22 protein-coding genes are annotated in these 19,653 nt (G+C 55.0%); 10 read left to right on the forward strand and 12 right to left on the reverse strand.

Annotated elements, in window-relative coordinates; all coding sequences use genetic code 11:
• Window positions 1-10 precede the first annotated feature (10 nt).
• A complete protein-coding gene (locus BQ5383_RS03445; protein WP_083389803.1) occupies window positions 11-337 on the reverse strand; it encodes a hypothetical protein in 327 nt (108 codons plus the stop codon).
• 127 nt (window positions 338-464) lie between these two features.
• Between BQ5383_RS03445 and BQ5383_RS03450 the strand changes: the two genes are divergently transcribed.
• From BQ5383_RS03450 to BQ5383_RS19910, 5 genes are all read left to right on the forward strand, one after another.
• Window positions 465-659 (forward strand): hypothetical protein, encoded by a 195-nt coding sequence (locus BQ5383_RS03450; protein ID WP_083389804.1) that lies wholly within the window; start codon window positions 465-467, stop codon window positions 657-659.
• Window positions 660-746: 87 nt separating this feature from the next.
• Entirely contained in the window at window positions 747-986 is a 240-nt protein-coding gene (locus BQ5383_RS03455; RefSeq protein WP_071429342.1) for a helix-turn-helix domain-containing protein, read from the forward strand.
• Window positions 987-1,205: 219 nt separating this feature from the next.
• Window positions 1,206-1,448, forward strand: a complete 243-nt coding sequence (locus tag BQ5383_RS03460; RefSeq protein WP_071429955.1) for a helix-turn-helix domain-containing protein — start codon at window positions 1,206-1,208, stop codon at window positions 1,446-1,448.
• Window positions 1,449-1,494: 46 nt separating this feature from the next.
• A complete protein-coding gene (locus tag BQ5383_RS03465; RefSeq protein ID WP_071429343.1) occupies window positions 1,495-1,743 on the forward strand; it encodes a helix-turn-helix domain-containing protein in 249 nt (82 codons plus the stop codon).
• 104 nt (window positions 1,744-1,847) lie between these two features.
• Entirely contained in the window at window positions 1,848-2,033 is a 186-nt protein-coding gene (locus BQ5383_RS19910) for a helix-turn-helix domain-containing protein (protein ID WP_338061402.1), read from the forward strand.
• 1,401 nt (window positions 2,034-3,434) lie between these two features.
• Here the strand turns inward: BQ5383_RS19910 and BQ5383_RS03475 are convergent.
• The 4 genes from BQ5383_RS03475 to BQ5383_RS03490 form a co-directional block, all read right to left on the reverse strand.
• Entirely contained in the window at window positions 3,435-3,956 is a 522-nt protein-coding gene (locus BQ5383_RS03475) for a nucleoside-triphosphatase (RefSeq protein WP_071429345.1), read from the reverse strand.
• Between the two features lie 2 nt (window positions 3,957-3,958).
• Window positions 3,959-4,825 (reverse strand): molybdopterin-guanine dinucleotide biosynthesis protein MobB, encoded by an 867-nt coding sequence (locus BQ5383_RS03480; protein ID WP_071429346.1) that lies wholly within the window; start codon window positions 4,823-4,825, stop codon window positions 3,959-3,961.
• A gap of 103 nt (window positions 4,826-4,928) precedes the next feature.
• Window positions 4,929-5,492 (reverse strand): hypothetical protein, encoded by a 564-nt coding sequence (locus BQ5383_RS03485; RefSeq protein WP_071429347.1) that lies wholly within the window; start codon window positions 5,490-5,492, stop codon window positions 4,929-4,931.
• A 74-nt stretch (window positions 5,493-5,566) separates the two neighbouring features.
• On the reverse strand, window positions 5,567-6,688 hold the full coding sequence (locus BQ5383_RS03490; protein ID WP_071429348.1) for an aminotransferase: 1,122 nt from the start codon (window positions 6,686-6,688) through the stop codon (window positions 5,567-5,569).
• Between the two features lie 385 nt (window positions 6,689-7,073).
• Here BQ5383_RS03490 and BQ5383_RS03500 point away from each other — a divergent pair, with 385 nt between their 5' ends.
• From BQ5383_RS03500 to BQ5383_RS03520, 5 genes are all read left to right on the forward strand, one after another.
• Complete coding sequence (locus BQ5383_RS03500; protein WP_235821928.1) at window positions 7,074-7,877, forward strand: amidohydrolase family protein; 804 nt, start codon at window positions 7,074-7,076, stop codon at window positions 7,875-7,877.
• Window positions 7,874-8,755, forward strand: coding sequence for a metallophosphoesterase (locus BQ5383_RS03505; RefSeq protein WP_083389805.1), 882 nt, complete (start codon window positions 7,874-7,876; stop codon window positions 8,753-8,755). Before BQ5383_RS03500 ends, BQ5383_RS03505 begins: the two co-directional genes overlap by 4 nt.
• Window positions 8,756-8,782: 27 nt before the next feature.
• On the forward strand, window positions 8,783-9,418 hold the full coding sequence (locus tag BQ5383_RS03510; protein ID WP_172724579.1) for an ABC transporter ATP-binding protein: 636 nt from the start codon (window positions 8,783-8,785) through the stop codon (window positions 9,416-9,418).
• Complete coding sequence (locus BQ5383_RS03515) at window positions 9,415-10,194, forward strand: ABC transporter permease (RefSeq protein ID WP_071429350.1); 780 nt, start codon at window positions 9,415-9,417, stop codon at window positions 10,192-10,194. The genes BQ5383_RS03510 and BQ5383_RS03515 overlap by 4 nt, the downstream gene beginning before the upstream one ends.
• Window positions 10,195-10,278: 84 nt before the next feature.
• Window positions 10,279-11,403 carry a DUF362 domain-containing protein gene (locus BQ5383_RS03520; protein WP_071429351.1) on the forward strand — a complete coding sequence of 375 codons (1,125 nt, stop codon included), beginning with the start codon at window positions 10,279-10,281 and terminating at the stop codon, window positions 11,401-11,403.
• A 133-nt stretch (window positions 11,404-11,536) separates the two neighbouring features.
• Here BQ5383_RS03520 and BQ5383_RS03525 read toward each other — a convergent pair whose 3' ends face one another.
• The 7 genes from BQ5383_RS03525 to BQ5383_RS03555 form a co-directional block, all read right to left on the reverse strand.
• A complete protein-coding gene (locus BQ5383_RS03525; RefSeq protein WP_338061403.1) occupies window positions 11,537-12,394 on the reverse strand; it encodes a YitT family protein in 858 nt (285 codons plus the stop codon).
• A gap of 302 nt (window positions 12,395-12,696) precedes the next feature.
• A complete protein-coding gene (locus BQ5383_RS03530) occupies window positions 12,697-13,404 on the reverse strand; it encodes a hypothetical protein (protein WP_071429353.1) in 708 nt (235 codons plus the stop codon).
• A 204-nt stretch (window positions 13,405-13,608) separates the two neighbouring features.
• A complete protein-coding gene (locus tag BQ5383_RS03535) occupies window positions 13,609-14,550 on the reverse strand; it encodes an ATP-binding cassette domain-containing protein (RefSeq protein ID WP_071429354.1) in 942 nt (313 codons plus the stop codon).
• A complete protein-coding gene (locus tag BQ5383_RS03540; protein ID WP_071429355.1) occupies window positions 14,540-15,598 on the reverse strand; it encodes an ABC transporter ATP-binding protein in 1,059 nt (352 codons plus the stop codon). The genes BQ5383_RS03535 and BQ5383_RS03540 overlap by 11 nt, the downstream gene beginning before the upstream one ends.
• Window positions 15,599-15,613: 15 nt before the next feature.
• A complete protein-coding gene (locus BQ5383_RS03545) occupies window positions 15,614-16,603 on the reverse strand; it encodes an ABC transporter permease (RefSeq protein WP_071429356.1) in 990 nt (329 codons plus the stop codon).
• Window position 16,604: 1 nt separating this feature from the next.
• Entirely contained in the window at window positions 16,605-17,549 is a 945-nt protein-coding gene (locus BQ5383_RS03550; protein ID WP_071429357.1) for an ABC transporter permease, read from the reverse strand.
• 166 nt (window positions 17,550-17,715) lie between these two features.
• Window positions 17,716-19,647: a peptide ABC transporter substrate-binding protein gene (locus tag BQ5383_RS03555; RefSeq protein ID WP_071429358.1), complete on the reverse strand. Its 1,932-nt coding sequence runs from the start codon at window positions 19,645-19,647 to the stop codon at window positions 17,716-17,718.
• Window positions 19,648-19,653: the final 6 nt, after the last annotated feature.

Consider the following 19,653-nt stretch of genomic DNA (forward strand, 5'->3'; position numbering starts at 1 on the left):
GGCGGAGCATTCACTGATTGCGCCAGCTGATGGCAGCACGCGGAGGCACCTTTTCGATCCCCTCTGGCAGCAGCGTATGGGAGAAATCCGGGAGAAGAGATTCTTTCCGGCGGACGGGAAAATAGGCCAACACCACCTCATAGCGGATGTGGGGATATTTTTGGCTCAACTGCTCCAGCACTGACAGCACCAGGGAGTCGAATTTTCCCTGGCTGCCCACATAAAAGGTATCCACTTCCTGAGTTTCAATCAGCTCCACCAGCATTTTCCTCAGCTGGGGTTTGACAGAATCCGGGCAGTCACGGTGGCCGAAAAAAGTGCAAACCTTATTTTTCATTCGTAACACATCCCCAAAAATTTTATGCACTAATAATCAGTCCATATTTCAAATAATACCATTATATTAAGCTAAACTCAATTCATATTTAGTGCATTTTGAGTGTATTGTGAAAAGGGTAATGAGTATGGGCAAACAAAGACATGTTAGTATCCGTGCGGATGGGGAAATGCTGGATAAATTCTATTATGTTTCCAAATACAATGGACGAAGCGGCAGTGGCCAAATACTGTTTTTGATGCGCTCGCTGGTGGAAGAATTTGAGCAAGAACATGGGAAAATCACGGAAGAGGATTTGGCACAAATGCGTTCAGACACTTAAACATATTTTGGAACTCTTCGACTTACACCAGGGCCAAGTATAGATGACTTTGCTTCAATGGTAACAGCAACCAGGGTGGTGAGGGGCATGAAACTCAATGAAGCATTGAGCAAACGTTTACAGGAGCTTTTGCAGCAGCGGGGTATGACCCAATATCAGCTATATATCAAAAGCGGCGTACCCAAATCCACCATCGGAAACGTCATCCACTGCACCTACGATTCCATTAAACTGCGGATTATTCACGAAATGTGTCAGGGACTTGGAATTGGAATCAACGAATTTTTTGATTCGCCCTTGTTCGATGAAGAAAATCTGGAACCTTAAAGCCTTCGCCGTGTGCGGAGGTTTTTTATTACATCCAGTTTCCCTTGCTGAAAGTAAGGCGGGATCTGTTTGTACATCAAAAACGCGCTTTATTTTTGAAAACAGTGTTGACCCTGCGTACAACTTGATAACTGGTGCAGGCGATACATCGCCTATATAGTATCACACATCGCCTATAATTGCCACTGTTTTTTCCTAAAATGCAATTGGGTGATGAATATGACGACTATTGAAGCCGTTAAAAACCGTATTTTGGAACTCTGCCAGGAACACAACATTACGATTAATAAGCTGGCCAATTTGTCTGCTCTGCCGCCATCTTCATTGAAGGCAATTCTGTATGGCAGAAGCCAGAATCCAAAACTCTTAACCATCAAGATCCTTTGTGACGGTCTCGGCATTACCTTGGGCGAATTCTTCTCTACACCGGAGTTTGATCACCTGGAACAAGAAATTCAATAAGCGTTAAAAGTGTATACCCAGGTTGTTTTCTCTACGGGGTGGAAGGATGGAACAAAAGATTCGGCGAGATCGAAAGATAGGGGACAATCTACGAAAATTAAGAAGTGATCGTGGATTATCCCAGGAAAAGCTTTGCGCCCAACTGCAGCGGCGAGGATGCGATATTGGAAGAACCACCTACGCCAAGTATGAATCAGGAGAGTTGAATATCAGAGCCAGCGTTCTGATTGAACTGAGAAAGATTTACCAGTGCAGTTATGATGACTTTTTTGAGGGGTTGGATGTTGGTGAATAAAAGGACATCAGGAAACAAACTGGAACCCAGTGACACATTCAGAGATCAGGATATAAATAGGAAGGTGGAGCATTTTGATTTCATATGAACCGCTATGGAAAACTATGAAAGAGAAAGGCGCCACCACCTACACCCTCCAATATAAAGGTGGAGAGCATAACATCAGCAGTTCCACTATCCGCAGGCTGAAAGCAGGAGAATCTGTTTCCACCAACACACTGGACAGCCTGTGCAAAATCCTTCAATGCAACATTTCAGATGTAATCCAATATATAGACAAAACCCCATGATTTCAAAATTGAAATCATGGGGTTCTGTTTCGGTTGCAGGATTTTCTCGGTATACTGGGAAAACCGCTTCAAAACACCACTCCATTCTTGTTTCTTTTGAAAAACGAAGTGAAAGATTGCGAACCCGGCACAGCCGGGGAGGCATACTTTTTGTGGTATCGTTAGTCTGCAGCCCTCATGCCGGGCGGGCACTTCCTTTGTAATGAAACAAAGGAAGCAAAATTCACCAGCGTTCCGCTTCGCCGACACAAAGTCCGCTATGCTCCAGCCCCCTGGACGGGGGCTATCCGCCCGCTCCCTTGTGTCGGCTCCTCCGGAAAAAGTCCCACTTGCTTCGGCTGCTCGGTTGTAAACGCCCTCCCGACGCCTCCGCTGCGCTAGCAACTTTTCCCGGGCGCTGGTTATTTCCATTTTATAAGGAAAAAAGAACGGCTGCTCTTGCTGTCCCGCCTGGTACGCTCGGAAAAATGGCCCAAGGGGTCTGCTCCACCCCGTAGTCCATTTTTTGCCGCCTGACACACGGGGGCGGCATACCCTCGCTCCTACCCACGGCAGGAAGTACAGACACCGCCGCCTTGCTAATACCGGAATTCCGCTGCCGCCCTCGCCGACACAAAGTCCGCTATGCTCCAGCCCCCTGGACGGAGGCTATCCGCCCGCTCCCTTGTGTCGGCTCTTCCGGGAAAAGTCACGCTTGCTTCGGCTGCTCGGTTGCCTGTGCCCTTTAGGGTAGTAAACGCCCTCCCGACGCCTCCGCTGCGCTAGCAACTTTTTCCGGGCGACGGTGTTTTTATTTGATGCGGAACCGGTATTCCGTTGCGCGGATAAGGTAGAATTCAAATCCGCCCCAGGCGGATGGAGCTTGAGACGAAAGTAAACAAACAGGACCGCTCTCCTGCAAACCGCCGGTTTCGCTCTCTTTAGGGGCGGCGCAGCTAAGCTGCGCCGCCTTTAAGCCGCACATTTGCGGCACTGCCTAAATTCCCTTTTAAATTTTAATCTCCCCCGCCCGAAAAAAGTTGCTAGCGACCAGACGGCGTCAAAAAGGCGCGCTTGTTACCCTAAAGGGCACAGGCAAGCCTTTAGCCGGACGGGAGCGGGACTTTTTTCGGAGGAGCCGCCGCAAGGGAGCGGGTGAGGAATGCCCAATTCCTTAATTGGGCGTTCCGAGGGCAGCGGACTTTGCGGCGGCGAGCGGGCGGCTTTACCTCTGTCGGCACAGGAGTAGGAACCATCCTTTCATCCCGTTCCCCTTAACACTAAAAGGTACCTGCCAAACAGTGGCAGGCACCTTCTTTGACTAACCAGATCGCTTTAGCCTCAATAATGGGTTTCCAAAGAGACGAGTCCCTTTGGCCGTATCCCCTGTCTTCCCTTTCGGCCCTGTCAAGCCTCCAGCCTTTACTCCAGTCCCAGGCCCCGGCGGATTTCCGGCAGCAGGCTGTCCCGGTTCTCGGTGGTGACGGTGAGCACCAGGGTATCCTCCCGGTTTTTGATCCGGTCCAGGAGGGGGGAATCCTTCTTTTGCAGCACACCGATGACCCGCTTGGGGCTGTCCAGGCAGGCTTCCACCAGGCGGGAAAATTCCTTTGCCTTCAGCTCCTGGCGGCCCAGCTCATCCATCAGAATAAAGGGCTCGGCAGCGGCCAGGCTGTCCGTGAGGACCCGGACCCCCAGGGTCTCAAAAACTTCCTCCACTCCGATGACCCCCTGTTGGGCCACCCGTATGGTGGTGACAGAATCGTTGACAAAGGGAGGCAGGGGCACAAAGCCATGGAAATAATGCCCTTTGAGCACCCCATCAATCCGCAGGGGCATGGTGCGAAAGCCGGTATGCCGCAGGCCGGTTTCCCTGATGAGAGCATCCAGAAGGGTGGACTTCCCCACCTGTTTTTCTCCGGTGAGGAAGAGATTGTTCGCCATGTTCAGACCTCCTCCGGCAGCTGCAATCCCATACCGGAAAGCACCGCACGCAGGCTCTCCTGCTGCTCCGGTGTCAAGGGAACAGCCTTGCCTCCCAACGAAACGGTCAGTCCCTGGGAAGCAGGAGCTTCCAGATCATAGCGGTTTTTCCGCTCCATCTGCTTTTCATTCTTATGACAGCCGCACTGACAGGCGGCCCCTGAATGAAGGTCGGCGGCTTCCGGCAGCAGGAAGGGCTTCCCGTGGGCCATCAGCTTGGCCTGGCTCTCCCCGGTATAGGGGCAATCCTCCCGCTTCTTTTCTCCCCGCAGAATGGCCAGAGCCATCTCCCCACAGGAAAGACCGCACTGGGCACAGCTTTCCGGGGTCACGTTGGGCAGCAGATCAAAAACCTTCTCCTCCACCAGGTCCGCCAGGCGCTCCACCTGACGGGTAGCGTCGATGGCGGGCAGCCCCAGGACCTCATTCCGCTCCCCAGCGATGCGGCCGGAGACAGCGATGGTGTAGTCGTTCTTCCGCTCGGCCACCTCTTCCTCTCTGTGGGCGGTGATGATCCGGGGCACAGGAGCGACATAGTCCCCCTCCAGAATGACAAAGTCCTGATGGTAGAGAGCCAGGATCTCATTATTGGTCATGGCACGGCGGGTAATAATAGCCGTCTGGTTCCGGGCTTTGGCAGTCACCAGTTCCGCTCCGGCCCGGCTGTGGCGGGCGGTATTGCTGCTTTCGTCCTCAATGGTGAAGGTGGGACAAAAGATGGTCTTTACCGTTCCCACCGAATAGCCCCGGCGGCGCAGCTCTTGAATGAGACTGGTAATCGTGGTGGTCTTGCCGGACCGGCGGACGCCCACAACACAAAATACTTTCATTTGATCGCTCCTTTATCTTCCTTGCAAACAATATATATATGATGCCCAAGCCAATCCGCTCCTGAACAAACAAAGCGGATTTTCCAGCGGACCGTTTTTCCTTTTAATCCTCCGCCAGTATTTCTTCCAGCCGGTCCAACAGCAGCTGCTGGGCGGCGTGGCTGTAGAGAATGATGGAATAGGCAATCCCCTGCTGGTTGGTCCGCTCCTCCCGCCGCAGACCCAGCTGGGCCCCCAGAGCGGTGATCAGACGGTTTTTCTTGCCGGCGGCCCCCTCCTGGTCCTTGAGGTATCCCTGACTGAGCAGCCAACGGAGAAGGGGCTGGTAGGAGAGCTTTTTCATCCGGCCTTCCGTCACCGCCGCCGAAGCCTCATTGAGGCTCCTGACCAGAGTGGAAATATTCACCGGCTCCGGAAAGAGGACCACCGCCGCTTTTTCTTCCGGGGTGAGGGCGAAGGGTGCGGGACCGCTGTGACCGCCGCTTACCACGCCGCCGTTGCGGATGACCCGTTCCAACACTCCGGCAGTGTAGGCAAAGCATTTTTTCAGCCGTTCCCCGCCCAAAGGGTCCTCCCGGGACAGGGAACTGCCGGTGATGGGGTCTATCCCCTGGGAAAGCTGATCCAGATACATTTTAGCCCGTTTCATCACATCCAAATCGTTCAAAGAAGCTCCCCTCCCTCCCAAATATACATTCAGTAATATTTTGTCGAATTATTTCAATTTATGGAGTTTCCAGTTCAGTCGAACTGGCGCAGCCACTTGCCCATCTCCACCAAACCTGCTTCGATGATTTCCGGGGTATTGCCGTAGCCGATGCGAAGGGTGTGCTCCATCTCCATCACCGCTCCCGGCAGCAGCATCACGCCGGTTTCCTCCTGGAGGCGGCGGCAGAATTCCTCTGAGGGCAGGTCCATGTCATAGCACAGCAAAGCGGTGGTACCACCCTGGGGAATCATCCAGGTGATGTGGGGCTCATTCTCCACCCACTTGGTGAGAAATTCCTTATTACGCCGCAGGATGCCCAGGTTTCGCTCCACGATTTTGTCCCGGTTCTCCAGGGCCAGAGCTGCCAGCAGATCGTTGATCATGCCGCAGCTGATGATATGGTAATCCCGCTGGTGGGCGATCTTCTCCACCAGCTCCACCGGAGCCGCTACCCAACCCATCCGCAGGCCCGCCAGGGAATAGGTCTTGGACAAGCTGCCGGTGGATACCGCTTTGGGATACAGATCAAACACGGAAGCGGTGAAGGGCTCTCCCTCATGGACCAGTCCCCGGTATACCTCGTCGCACAGCAGCCAGGCGTCATGCTCCCGGGCGATATCCACGATCTGACGGAGATAAGCCTCATCCATCACAGCACCGGTGGGGTTGTTGGGGTTATTGATGCAAATCAGCTTCACGCCGCCTTCCGCCAGCTTCCGCAGCTCCTGGAGGTCCGGCAGATATCCGTTTTCCGGGCGCAGACGCAGGATATCCACCTTTGCTCCGATGGATTCCGGGATGGAATACAGCTGTTGGTAGGTAGGCAGCACCGAAATCACATGGTCCCCCGGTTCCACCAGGGTAAGCATCAAAATGGCATTTGCGCCGATGGCCCCATGGGTAATGGCGATATTTTCCTTTTTCGCGGTGCGGTAGAGGCTGGCAATGGCGTTGCGCAGCCGGTCGCTTCCCTCAATGTCCCCATAAGTCAGCCGCATCTTTAAAATCTGGTCCTGAACCCCCTGGGGGTCGCCGGTCATCTCCAGCAGCTCCTGCACCGTCAAAGAGGCCACGCAGGTCTCCGCCAAATTATAGCGGCAGCTGGTTTCATATTGGTTCATCCACATCTCAACGCCAAAATCCTTGATCTTCATCTTCTTCACCCTTTACGGAAAAATCGGAGCCTGGAAGGCTTCTCCCCTGTAAGGGACAGGCGCAGCGCGGCTTCCTTCCGCCTGCTTCCTTCCGTTCCACTGGGGATATTGTAGCACAATCCGTCTGAAATACAAAGCAGTTTCTTCCATCTGCCCCTTTTGGATTTGTCCTCTTTGCTCTTTTTTTCATCAGCTGCGAAAACAGGCACAGATTTTCGTTTTAAATCAGGAAAATCCCTATAAAAATCTTCTTTCAAAGCCGCCTCGTCCCTTTTCCCCCGCCTTGATTTGTGCTACAATAATCCGTATTAAACTGAGGCGGCTGCTGCTTGCTTTCAGTTATCTATTTTCCGGGGACCATTGCCCCTCCAAGGAGGAATCACTGTTGACCGCGCCTTATCTCATTGCTGATGCTCATACCCACATTTTCCCGTCCAAAATTGCCGAGAAGGCTGTCGCTTCCATTGGAAGCTTTTATCATATCCCCATGTGTCACCGGGGTTCTCCCGAGGCGCTGCTGGCCTCCGGAAGCCGTATCGGCGTGCGGAAATACCTGGTATGCAGCACTGCCACCCGTCCTGGTCAGGTAACCTCCATCAACGATTTTATCCATGAAGCCTGCCTTGCCCATCCGGAATTTGTGGGACTGGCCACTCTTCATCCCGATTATGAGGATATTGAAGGGGAAATCCAGCGGGTAAAGGAATTGGGGCTTCACGGCATCAAGCTTCATCCCGATTTTCAGCAGTTTAACATTGACGATCCCGCCGCGATCCATATGTATCGTCTGCTGGCCCGGGCAGGTCTGCCGGTGCTGTTCCATACCGGGGACAACCGGTACGATTACTCCGCTCCCACCCGTTTGGTACGGGTAGCCAGGGAAATTCCCGAGCTGACCTGCATTGCCGCTCATTTCGGGGGCTACAGCCGCTGGCAGGACTGTGACCTGTACAAGGACTGCCCCAATGTCTGGTTTGACACCAGCAGCAGCCTGTTCACCCTGCCTGTGGAGCGGGCCATGGAACTGATCGAAGAACTTGGGGAGGATCGCTTTCTGTTCGGCACCGACTTTCCCATGTGGGACCATGAAGAGGAGCTGGAGCGGTTCCTCCGCCTGCCCCTTACCGAAGCCCAGCGGGTGAAGATCTTTGGAGGCAACTTCCAGCGCTTGTTTGGGGTGACCTTATGAACAATGTGCTTCGACTGCTGGGATTGACCGGCGCCGCAGGGGCGGCGGCTCTGGCGGGAGAAATGTCGCTGAGCCACTGTCTGCTGGAAACACCGGTCATTCATCTTGCCTGTGACGGGCTTCCCGCTGCTTTGGAAGGATTGCGGATACTTCACCTGTCGGATCTCCACTGCCGGATGTGGGGAAAAAGCCACCGCCGCCTGCTGGAGGCCGCCTGTGGGCTGGATCCTCAGCTGGTAGTGATGACGGGGGATATGATCGACCGGGTGGAGGATGATTTCGGGGTGATCTGGGACCTGTGCGGGCAGCTGTCCCGCCGGTGGCCGGTTTTCTTTGCCCCCGGCAATCATGAGCAGCGCCTCAGCTCCGCCAACCGTTCCCTGCTGTATGAAGGGATGGAAGCTATGGGGGTAACGGTTCTGCTCAATCAAAAGCAGGAACTGGCCTTTGGGGACGGCAGGCTGACCCTGTGGGGGTTGGCTCTTTCCACCCGGTACGAGCGCAATTATATCAACGGCAAAAACGTGGACGTCACCCTCACGGCGGCGGATGTAAATGAACTGCTGGGCAAGGCCGACCCAGGGGTCTTTCATCTGCTGCTGGCCCACAATCCCCTCTTTTTCTCCGCCTACCGCCGTTGGGGGGCAAATCTCACCCTCTCCGGCCATGTGCACGGGGGAATGGTGCGGCTGCCTGGGGTGGGAGGGCTTCTCTCCCCGGAGCGGTGCTTTTTCCCCCAATATGACGGCGGACTGTATGGGAACAGTCAAAGGCAAATGTATGTCAGCCGGGGCCTCAGCGGCGGTCCCCGGTTTCTCAATCATCCCCAACTGCCGCTGCTGGTGCTTCATCATACTGAGAAAACGGAGAAAGCATAATGATTCTTCACGCTGGAGGCGTTGTATTTGAGTAATTATATTTTGCAGACCCGGGGATTGGGTTTTCTGGATCTGCTGCGGTATCCCGATCTTTCTATTGAAGAAAATAAAGCTACCTTTATCCTGGGGGAGAGCGGCTGCGGCAAATCCACTTTGCTGCGGCTTTTTAACGCCACCCTTCTGCCCTCTGCGGGAGAAATTTTTTACCGGGGAGAAAATATCAGGCAGCTGGAGGTACTGTCCTACCGGAAAAAGGTGCTGCTGGCCTCCCAGGACGTCTATCTCTTTGACGGAAGCATCCGGGATAATTTTAATGCTTATTATCAGCTGCGGGAACAGGCCCCCATTGATGAGAAAACCATGTCCACTTTTCTCTCCCTGTGCTGTCTGGATTTTGACCTGGATACTCCCTGCGGACGCCTTTCCGGCGGAGAGCGGCAGCGGGTTTTTCTGGCCATCTGCGTCTCCTTCGGCTTTGACGTGCTGCTGCTGGACGAGCCCACCTCCGCTCTGGATGAAAAGACTGCCCGGCAGCTGATGACCAATCTCAAAGAATACATCTCCGCCCAGGGAAAAACACTGGCAGCGGTCAGTCACAGCCGGGAATTGGCGGAAGCCTTTGGGGACCGGATCATTCTGCTGGAAAAGGGGGCGCAGCCATGAACGGTGGTATTGTGGAAATTCAGCTGCAGCAGTTTGTGCTGGTATATCTGCTGCTGTTGGTGGCGGCGGCCATCATGAAAAAGTGCCAGATCGACCAGACCAAACTGCTCATCGTAGCCAGCCTGCGGATGTCGGTGCAGCTGGTGATTGCGGGGTTCATCCTCACGATTATTTTTGAAAACCCCCATCCTCAGTTTACCCTGGCTTACCTGGCAGCCATGACCATCTTTGCCATCTTCCGGGTACTGTCCAAAAACAAGGGCCTCAATCGCCGCTTTCAGCTGGTCATCGCCCTGTCCATCGCTCTGTCGGGGCTATTGGCGGTGTTGTTTTTTATCTGCGTGGTGGTGCGGGAAAGCTTTTTCAATCCCCAGTACGCCATTCCCCTCAGCGGTATGATCATGGGCAACACCATGAATGGCGTCTCCCTGGGCATCAAAACCTTCCGGGAAAGCCTGGAGGGACAGCAAAGGAAGATTGGCACGTTGCTGTCCATCGGCGCTTCTCCCCAAAAGATCCTGCTGCCCTTTGTCCGTCAGGCTATGGAGACCGCTCTGCTGCCCACCATGAACTCCATGCTGGGGATGGGGATCGTCTCCCTGCCCGGCATGATGACAGGACAAATCCTGTCCGGCACCATGCCCGGCACCGCCATCCTTTATCAGATCGCCATGATGATCTCCATCTGTACAGTGGTATGTATGGCCTGCTTCGGCTCCCTTTATTTCGGCTATCGCACCCTCTATCGGAAGGATACACAGATCATTGAGCTGTGAAAAACTTCTTGACGGCTGAGGCTCCTTGATTTAAGATTAAAAAATAAGTTTTATAAGCAATTTTTTCCACAAGGAGGATTTTTCATGTCATCCAAAGTTTATTTCTCCGACCTGCGGGCACTGCCCGGAACCGACCTGCTGGGAAAACTGAAAAAGCTCATTCGGGCCGCCGGTATCGGTCAGATTGATTTTGAAAACAAAATGGTCGCCATTAAAATCCACTTCGGTGAGCCGGGCAACCTTTCCTATCTCCGGCCCAACTACGCCAAAGCGGTGGCGGACGTCATCAAGGACCTGGGAGGCAAACCTTTCCTTACCGACTGCAACACCCTCTATGTGGGACGGCGGAAAAACGCCCTGGACCACATTGACGCGGCCTATGAAAATGGTTTCACCCCCTATTCCACCGGATGTCAGGTGATCATTGCCGACGGTCTCAAGGGTACCGACGATGTGGCGGTTCCTGTGGCAGGCGGCAACTATGTCAAGGCGGCCAAAATTGGCCGGGCCATTATGGACGCTGATGTCTTTATCAGCCTCAATCACTTCAAAGGCCATGAATCCACCGGCTTCGGCGGCGCCATCAAGAACATCGGCATGGGCTGCGGCAGCCGGGCAGGAAAGATGGAGCAGCACAACGCCGGCAAGCCTACCGTCAATGAGGAGCTGTGCCGGGGATGTCATGTCTGCGCCAAGAACTGTGCCCACGATGCCATCTCCTTCGGGGCGAACCGGAAGGCTTCCATCGACCACAACAAGTGCGTTGGCTGCGGCCGCTGCCTGGGGGCCTGCAACTTCGACGCCATCTACAATGAGAACTATTCCGCCAACGCGGAACTGAACTGCAAAATGGCAGAATACGCCAAAGCGGTGGTGGATGGCCGTCCTCAGTTCCATATCAGCCTGGTCATCGACGTCTCCCCCTACTGCGACTGCCATGCGGAAAATGATGTGCCTATCATCCCTGATGTGGGTATGTTCGCCAGCTTCGACCCTGTGGCCCTGGATCAGGCCTGCGCCGACGCCTGCAACAAAATGCCCCCCATGCCCGGCAGTCTGCTGGATGATCATATCCATGCGGAAGGTTTTGTGGACCATCATGACCATTTCACCAACACCTCTCCCGAGACCGATTGGAAGGTCTGCCTGGAGCACTGTGAGGAAATCGGCCTGGGCAGCCGGGAATATGAGTTGATCACCGTCAAATAATCCCTATTCTTCTTTTGCTCCCCTTGTAGTCAAAAAGATAAGCGGCGTTTTCACCGGCACACAGTCCGGCAAAAGCGCCGCTTTTTTCTTTTCTCTGAATATCTCCCCCTGGGGGTACAAGCTCTCTTTCCTCTCAGCGGTAGACCTTACCCATGGTAAAGCCCCGGCCGCGGACCTCGTTGGCCCGGCTGACGATCAGAAAGGCTTTGGGGTCTATTTCGTTGACCCAGGCGCTCAGGCGGGGCAGCTCCCGGTTTCCTACCACCGTCATCACCACGGGAATCTGCTGCCGCAGGTGTCCTGTTTCCGCTGTCAGCAGGGTGGTGCCCCGGTCCATCCGGGTCTGGATCATGTCGTTGATCTCCTCGTATTTCTGACTGATGATCTGCACCTGGGTCTGGCTCTTGCCCAGCAGCAGCACCCGGTCCAGCACAAAGGTATAGATGATGACCACCAGAATACCGTAAAGCACCTGCTCCCCATTGGAGAAGAAGAACTGGAGTACCAGGATAACACAATCAAAGACATACAAAGAAACAGACACCGGAATTCCTGTCTTTTTTTGCAGCACCAGCGGAGGGATATCCATGCCGCCGGTGGATGCCCCCGCCCGAATGACCAGACCCATACCGACACCAATGAGGCCTCCGGCATAAAGCACTGCCAGCATGGGGGCCCGGGTCAGCTGGGTGATGCCGGGAATTTGCTGGAGCACTGACAGGATAAGTGGGTAATAAAAGGTACTGAGCAGTGTGGTGAAGGCAAAATTCTTCCCCAGCACCCAAAAGCCCAGCAGGAACATCAGTACATTAAACGCCCCTACAAAGGCGGCAACGGGAACTCCCGCCAGGTAGTTAAAAAAGAGTGCCAGGCCGGTGGTTCCTCCGGTGATGAGGTGATTGGGCAGAATAAAGGCCGCCACAGCAAAGGCATAAGCGGTATTGCCCAAAAGGATTACTCCGATGGGCACCAGTTTTTGAAGATGCTTCATGAACATCATACGCTCCTTTTTTGGGAGATGGCCGGACTGAACCAGACTGGTACAACCGGACAGGAATCAGTATACCATGATCCGCTCCAAAGGGAAAGTCCCTTTCCACATCCTTTGGGGGCTGTCAGTCTTATTGGAAAAATGGCTTTTCTCAGCGGTAAAAAAGGCGCAGCCTCCGGAAGGTGTTTTCGGAAAGCTGCGCAATGATAAGCTGAAATTCTTTTCTGCAGAGACGGCTGATGAGCCCTTGCATCCTGGTTCTCCAAAACAGGAGCCTGCCGTTTTCTCCGCCTGTATCATGGTCAAAGGGCCGAAACCGCCTGGAGAACAGTGCCGTCCTTCCCCTCAACGATTCGGAAGGTATAGGTCAGCTCCCGGCTCTCCATCACCTGACCGGTTTCCACATTCCATTTGTCCAGCCGGATGCCGTAAGCGGCGGTTTGCCCCTCCACCGTTTCATCCACAATGGAAAGATCTCCCCAAAATCCTTCTCCGGCGGCAATAAACAGATAGGCGTCCTTTTCCTCATTGTAACTGGGCAGCATCCGGGGGTCATCGGAAAGGGGATACTCATAATCTTCTATCCCGTAATGCTCCCATACATAGGAGACAAGGCGCTGCCGTGGGACAAACAGATATCCTCTCTCGTCAGTCTCAAACTCATCCTCATGATAAGCGCAAAGCTGAAACAGACTGTTGCGGCCAATGGCCTCCCGGTCCAGTTCCTCCACCGAGGCAAAGGATTCGGTATAAAACCCGGCAAACTCCAGGGCGTACTCCCGCATCCTCTCCAGGTCCTCCCCTGTCAGGGAAGAGAACTCCTCTTCGCCGGAGGATGAGGCTTCTGGCGCGCTGGATTCCATGGCCGGAGAGGCCCCGCTTTCCTCAGCAGAAGAACTCTCCGAAATGGACGCTTCCGCCTGAGAAGAAGCTGGGACGGTTTCTTCCCCGCATCCGCAGGCCAGTACCCCGCAGAGGATAGCCACAGCAAGGCAAAGCATTTTCTTCATCGTTTCCGCTCCTTTCAGCGGCGTCAACAATAACCAGCAGCTGCCGGTATTCTGTTTCAAAACATTCCCCTGAAAAAACGGCACCGGCCTCCAAAAAAAGCCAGTGCCGCCGCTTCCGGTCATCTCTTGCTGCGGCGGATGAACCGGGAGATTTTTCTTTGTGTCAAACTGTACCCAAGCAAATTTTCAGGTCCCGCCAGGACGTCAGTCCTGTGCCACAGCGGCCCGGTAGCCTTCCATCTCCTGATGATTGCCCAGAACAAAGTGTCCCGGCTCCACTTCCTCCCAGAAGGGCGGGTCCTCCTCATAATGATGGCAGGAGGGGTCGTATACCTTGAGAACCTTTTTCCGCTCGGAAATGGGGTCCGGCTGGGGGATGGCAGAGAGAAGGGCCTGGGTGTAGGGATGGAGGGGATGACGGAACAGCAGCTCTGTTTCCGCCAGCTCCACGATCACGCCCTTATGGATAACGGCGATACGGTCGGTAATAAAGCGCATCACCGACAGATCGTGGGCAATGAACAGATAGGTCAGTCCCCGCTTCCGCTGAAGCTCCGCCAGCAGGTTGAGGACCTGGGCCCGGATGGAGACGTCCAGGGCGGAGATGGGCTCGTCGGCGATGATGAATTCCGGCTCCATAATCAGGGAGCGGGCGATGCCGATCCGCTGCCGCTGTCCGCCGGAAAACTCATGGGGAAAACGGCTGGCGAATTCCGGCAGCAGACCCACATCCAGCAGGGCCTGCTCCACCCGGCGCTTCCGCTCCTCAGGGGAGAAGTGACCGATGTTGTAAAGGCCCTCGGAGATGATGTAATCCACCTTGGCCCGCTCGTTGAGGGAGGCCATGGGGTCCTGGAAGATCATCTGGATCTCCCGGGTGATTTTTTTATCCAGCTCTCTGGAGATCTTGCCGCTGATCCGCTCCCCCTTGTAAAGGACTTCCCCCTTGGTGACGGGATTGATCCGGATGATGGCCCGGCCGATGGTGGTTTTGCCGGAGCCGGACTCCCCCACCAGTCCGAAGGTCTCCCCCCGGTAGATGTCGAAGCTGACCCCGTCCACCGCCACAAAGCGGTTCTTCCGTTCCCCGAATACCACCTGAAGGTCCCGGACCGACAGCAGCACTTCCTTCTTTTCAGCAGTCATGGCTCAGACCTCCTCCCTGCTTGCGCAGCTGGCTGATGTGCTCCGGCGGCTCCACCTTGGGAGCTCTGGGGTCCAGCAGCCAGGTGCGGGCCTTATGGGTGGGGCTCACCTCAAAATAAGGAGACCGGGCCTTGAAGTCCACCTTGAGGGCGTGGGGGTTCCGGGGGGCGAAGGCATCCCCCTTGATCTCCTGGAACAGATTGGGCGGGGTGCCCTTGATGGAATACAGCTCCTGGCCCTTGACACCCAGCTGGGGCAGGCTGGACAGCAGCGCCCAGGTGTAGGGGTGGCGGGGATCGTAAAAGACCTCCTCACAGGTGCCGATTTCCACAATATCCCCGGCGTACATGACGGCGATACGGTCGGCCACATTGGCCACCACCCCCAGGTCGTGGGTGATGTAGATGGTGGTCAGGTGATATTTCTCCTTCAGCTCCTTGAGCAGCTTGAGGATCTGGGCCTGAATGGTGACGTCCAGGGCGGTGGTGGGCTCGTCGCAGATGAGGATGCGGGGTCCGCAGGCCACGGCGATGGCAATGACCACCCGCTGGCGCATACCGCCGGAAAACTCGTGGGGATACTGATGATACCGCCGCTCCGGCTCGGTGATGCCCACGTCCCGCAGGCATTCCAGCACCTTTTCCTTCAGGGCTTTGCCCCGGAGACCGTGGCGGATGGCGATGGCCTCGCCGATCTGATAGCCGATGGTTTTCAAAGGATTCAGGCTGGTCATGGGATCCTGGAGCACCATGGCGATCTCCCGGCCGCGGATCTTCAGCCAATCCTTTTCTTTTTTATACTTGGCCAGATCCTGTCCATTATAAAGGATCTTGCCTCCGGCAATAACGCCGTTCTGGTCCAAAAGCCCCATAAAGGTCTTGGTGAACACACTCTTGCCGGAGCCGGATTCACCTACAATGGCCAGGCTTTCCCCTTCGTACAGGTCCAGGGAGACGCCCCGGATGGCATTGAGGACCCGGCCTCTGAGGTTGAATTTAACGTCCAGATCCTGTACCGACAGGATGACGTTGGACGGATGTTCCGCCATAACTGAGCGCCTCCTTTACATATGATTTTTGGGGTCTGCGGCATCGGCAAAGGCATTGCCGATGATATAGAAGGAAACGGTGACCACCGACAGCACGATGGCCGGGAAAATCAGCTGATACCGCAGGGACTGATACATCAGCATTCCGCGGCCGGTGTTGATGAGGTTGCCCAGGGAGGGGATACTCACCGGCAGACCCAAGCCGATATAGGTGAGGAACACCTCGTTGCCGATGGCCTCGGGGATGGTGGTGGCGATGCGGAGCATCATAACGCTCACCAGATAGGGCAGCAGGTTCCGCAGGATGATGCGATAGGTGGGAGTACCCAGGCAGCGGGAGGCCAGATTATAATCCCGGTCCCGGATGATCACGATCTGATTGCGGATAAACCGGGCCATCTTCAGCCAGCTGGTCAGACACATGGCCAGAATGATGGTAGACATACTGGGCCGGAGAATGTAGGAAATCAGAATCAGCAGAATCGTTTGGGGAATATTGTCCAGCACGTTGTACAGGGCGGTCATAATGTGGTCCAGGCTGCGGACATAGCCCCACAGCACTCCCACGGTGATGCCGATGACCACTTCGGACAGCGCCACGGTAAAGCCGATGATGAGGGATGTGCGGGTACCGCTCCACACCATGCTCCACAGGTCCTGACCGATGGAGTTGGTACCGAACCAGAACTCCTCGTTGGGCTGAACATTGAACAGGGTCATTCCTGTTTCAGGGTCATTGTTGATAAGGGTGGCAGGACGCTGCCCCGGCAGATGAGGCTGGATGAAGGTAAAGAGCAGCAGCGCTGCCAGCAGAATCAGCAGCAGTACCGCCGTGCGGTTCTTGAAAAACACCCGGAAGGTAGAGCGCCAGTAGGAATAATCCGACCAGGTGACCCGTTCCGCAGCGGCCTCGTCATAGTTTGCAAAGGTAAAATCCTTGTCGGAAATCATTTCCTCAATATGATCGGACACCCGGTTAGGTGCGCCGTCCAGAAACTTTTTCATATCAGCGGGCGCCTCCTTTCGATGTAAAGGTGATTCTGGGATCGCAGATGCCCATGAGGATATCTCCCAGCAGCAGGCCCACAATACTCAAAGAGGCGTAGATGAGCACCAAAGCCTGAACCATAGCGTTATCCTGCCGCTGAATGACATCTACCAGCAATCCGCCCATGCCGGGCACGGAATAGAGGGATTCCACATAGATGGAGCCCATGGCTGTCAGCAGGATCATGGAAGGGATGGTCTGGATCAGCGGCACAAAGGCGTTGGGGAACACATGGCGGGCCATGATGGCAGAGTTTTTCACACCCTTGGCCCGGGCCAGCCGGACATAGTCCTTGTTCAGCTCATCCACCATGTACCGGCGCATCCACAGCGCAAAGGTGGCGGTGTTGTAAAGGGACAGGGAGATGGTGGGCAGAATCCAGCTGGAAAAATCCCCCTCCTTAAAGAGCATGGGCAGTCCCAGCCATTCCGTCGCGTAGGTTTGGATAAACAGGTGATAAACCGCAGACGGAATCGCCATCACCAGCACCACAAAGGCCATTCCCAGTTTATCAGGAATGCCGTCCTTGAAACGGGTCATAAAAACACCCAGCGGAATACCTACCACCAAAGAAAGCGCCATGGCCAGCAGCCCCATCTGGATGGAGATGGGAGCCTTTTCCGCGACGATCTCGGAAATGGGAACATTGGGGCGATAAATCCAGGAAGTGCCCAAATCACCATGAAACAGATCCGTATAAAATTTGGCCAGCTGCACCGGGATGGGATCCCGCAGGCCCATTTCGGTAAGGATCGTTTCCCGCTGGATCTCGGTCATCTTATCATAGCTGTCGCCAAGATAGCCCTCCTCCGGCATCAGCCGCAGCAGGCAGAAGATGATGGTCAGAATGACAAACAGCGTCAGCACCGCTTGTGCCAGCCGTTTGAGCAGGTATTTGAACATGAGCAGCGCTCCTTTTCTTTTGGAGTAGGTTCACGGACGCAAACAGCGCCGCAAAAGCTGTGACGTTGTTTCCGCCCGCAAACAAAGGAGAATCCCCGGGGTCCCGACGGCTTTCGCCGCCGGGACCTTCGGGGTGAGGATGGTTCATCGTTTCAAAGAGCAATCATCAGGACTGGCTTGCCTCTTTTGCAGTCTCCCAGGCAGTTTCGGCAGCCTGGAACTCTTCCAGACTCATAGACTTCTCCAGCAGCTTCGCGCCTTTATACTTGAGAGTGGAAACACCAAAGGGCGCAAAGGGCCGGTCAAAGGGGCTGACCATATTGACGCAGTAGCCGTCGTTTCTCACCGCAAAGGGGATCACAAAGGCGTGCTCGATAAAGTAAGCCTCCGCCTCGGCAAACAGCTCATACCGGGCGTCAATATCCAGTTTTTCCGCTTTCGCGGTATCCAGCATCTGATTGTAAACAGTGATGGGCTGGCCTACATACTGGGGATCCAGGCCGGGAGTACCCTCCGCATACACTTGATCGGTGAAATAGGAAGGATCGGTAGCCATTTCAGGCCAGTTGTAGGTGGAGCCTACGCCGAAAGGATCGGTATAGGTCTCGGGATCGGCATAGTCAGGGCCCCAGTTGCACAGCATCAGCGCGTAGTCGCCCGCCTGACGGACCTGGGAGAGGAAGTTGGTGGCAGGACCAGCTACCAGAATAATGTCGATATAATCCTTGCCCAGGGTCTCCTCCAGCTGCTGCTCCACGATCTGGCACTGTTTATCCCAGTTGGCGGTGGAGGGGTTGTAGCTCATGAGGATCTTTACAGGGAAGGTGGCGCCGGCAGCGGTCAGCTCTTCCACAGCCTTTTCCTTGTACTCCAACGCCTTTGTGGTGTCAAAGCCATGTGTGGGATCGTTGGTGTATGCCTTCAGGGGCTCCAGCTGAGTGTAGTCCACACCCTCGCTGTTGGAAACAAAGTTGGGAGGAGTGAGGGTATTGTTCAGCTGGCTCTCAGGATCATAGGGTTCCTCAATGGCCTTGGCCTTCACACGGTCCAGACCATAGAAGATGGATTTACGGAAGTTCTCGTTGTTGACCGCCAGGGTCCAGTTGTCCGGCTCATACTCTTCGTCAAACCGGGGATAGAAGTTGAAGGCGTAGAAATAAGTGAAGTAACCATTGCGCTGAGGACCTACCACCTGGCTCAGTTCAGGATCGTTCATCCAGGTGGGCAGCAGATCGGCGGGGATAACGGCATAGTCGGTCTCGCCTCTCTGATACATGGTGGGAGCCAGGGTCAGAGCCTCTTTGTTGAAGGTCTCCTGGATCTCTTCAATAAAGACATTGTCAGCATCCCAGTACTTGTCGTTCTTGACATAAGTGTGGGAAACCTGAGGCTGGAAGTCTGCCAGACGATAGGCGCCGCAGTAAAGCATGGTGTCTGCAGTGGTAGCAAAGCGGTCACCCATTTCCTTAAGGAAGTCACCCTGAACGGGCATGAAGCAGACATATGTAAGCATGGACAGGAAATAGGGGCAGGGAGCATTGAGGGTATACTCCAGAGTGGTGTCATCCACCGCCCGGACACCGATCTCGTTGATGTCGGTAACAGTGCCGGCGTAGAACTCGGCGGCGTTCTTGATGACGCTGCACACGATCTCAGAGGTGGTGGACTGGTTCTCGGGAGTTACTACCCAGTGCAAAGCGTCCACAAAGTTCTGAGCGGTAACAGGGCCGTACTCGGTACCGTCATTGCGGACCCACACCGCGTCGTCACGGAGCTTGAAGGTCCAGGTGAGGCCATCCTCAGAGGTGGTCCACTCAGTGGCCAGCGCGGGCTGTACATTGCCGTACTTGTCGTACTCCACCAGGGTATCCACACCCTGAGCGGCAGCTTCCATATCTACCGTTTTGCTGGAATACAGGTAGTTGAGGGTGGTGGCCTCAGAGCCGTACAGCTTGCGATAAACGCTGGAGCCTTCCGAAGCAGCGCTGGAACCGGCGGCGCTGGAGCCGGCGGAACTGCTGCTGGAACTGCCGGAGCCGCAGGCAGACAGGCTCAGGATCATCGCCAGGCTCAGGACCAGGGATATCAGTCTTTTCATCTTCTC

This window comes from Angelakisella massiliensis, assembly GCF_900104675.1.
Classification (GTDB): Bacteria; Bacillota; Clostridia; order Oscillospirales; family Ruminococcaceae; genus Angelakisella; species Angelakisella massiliensis.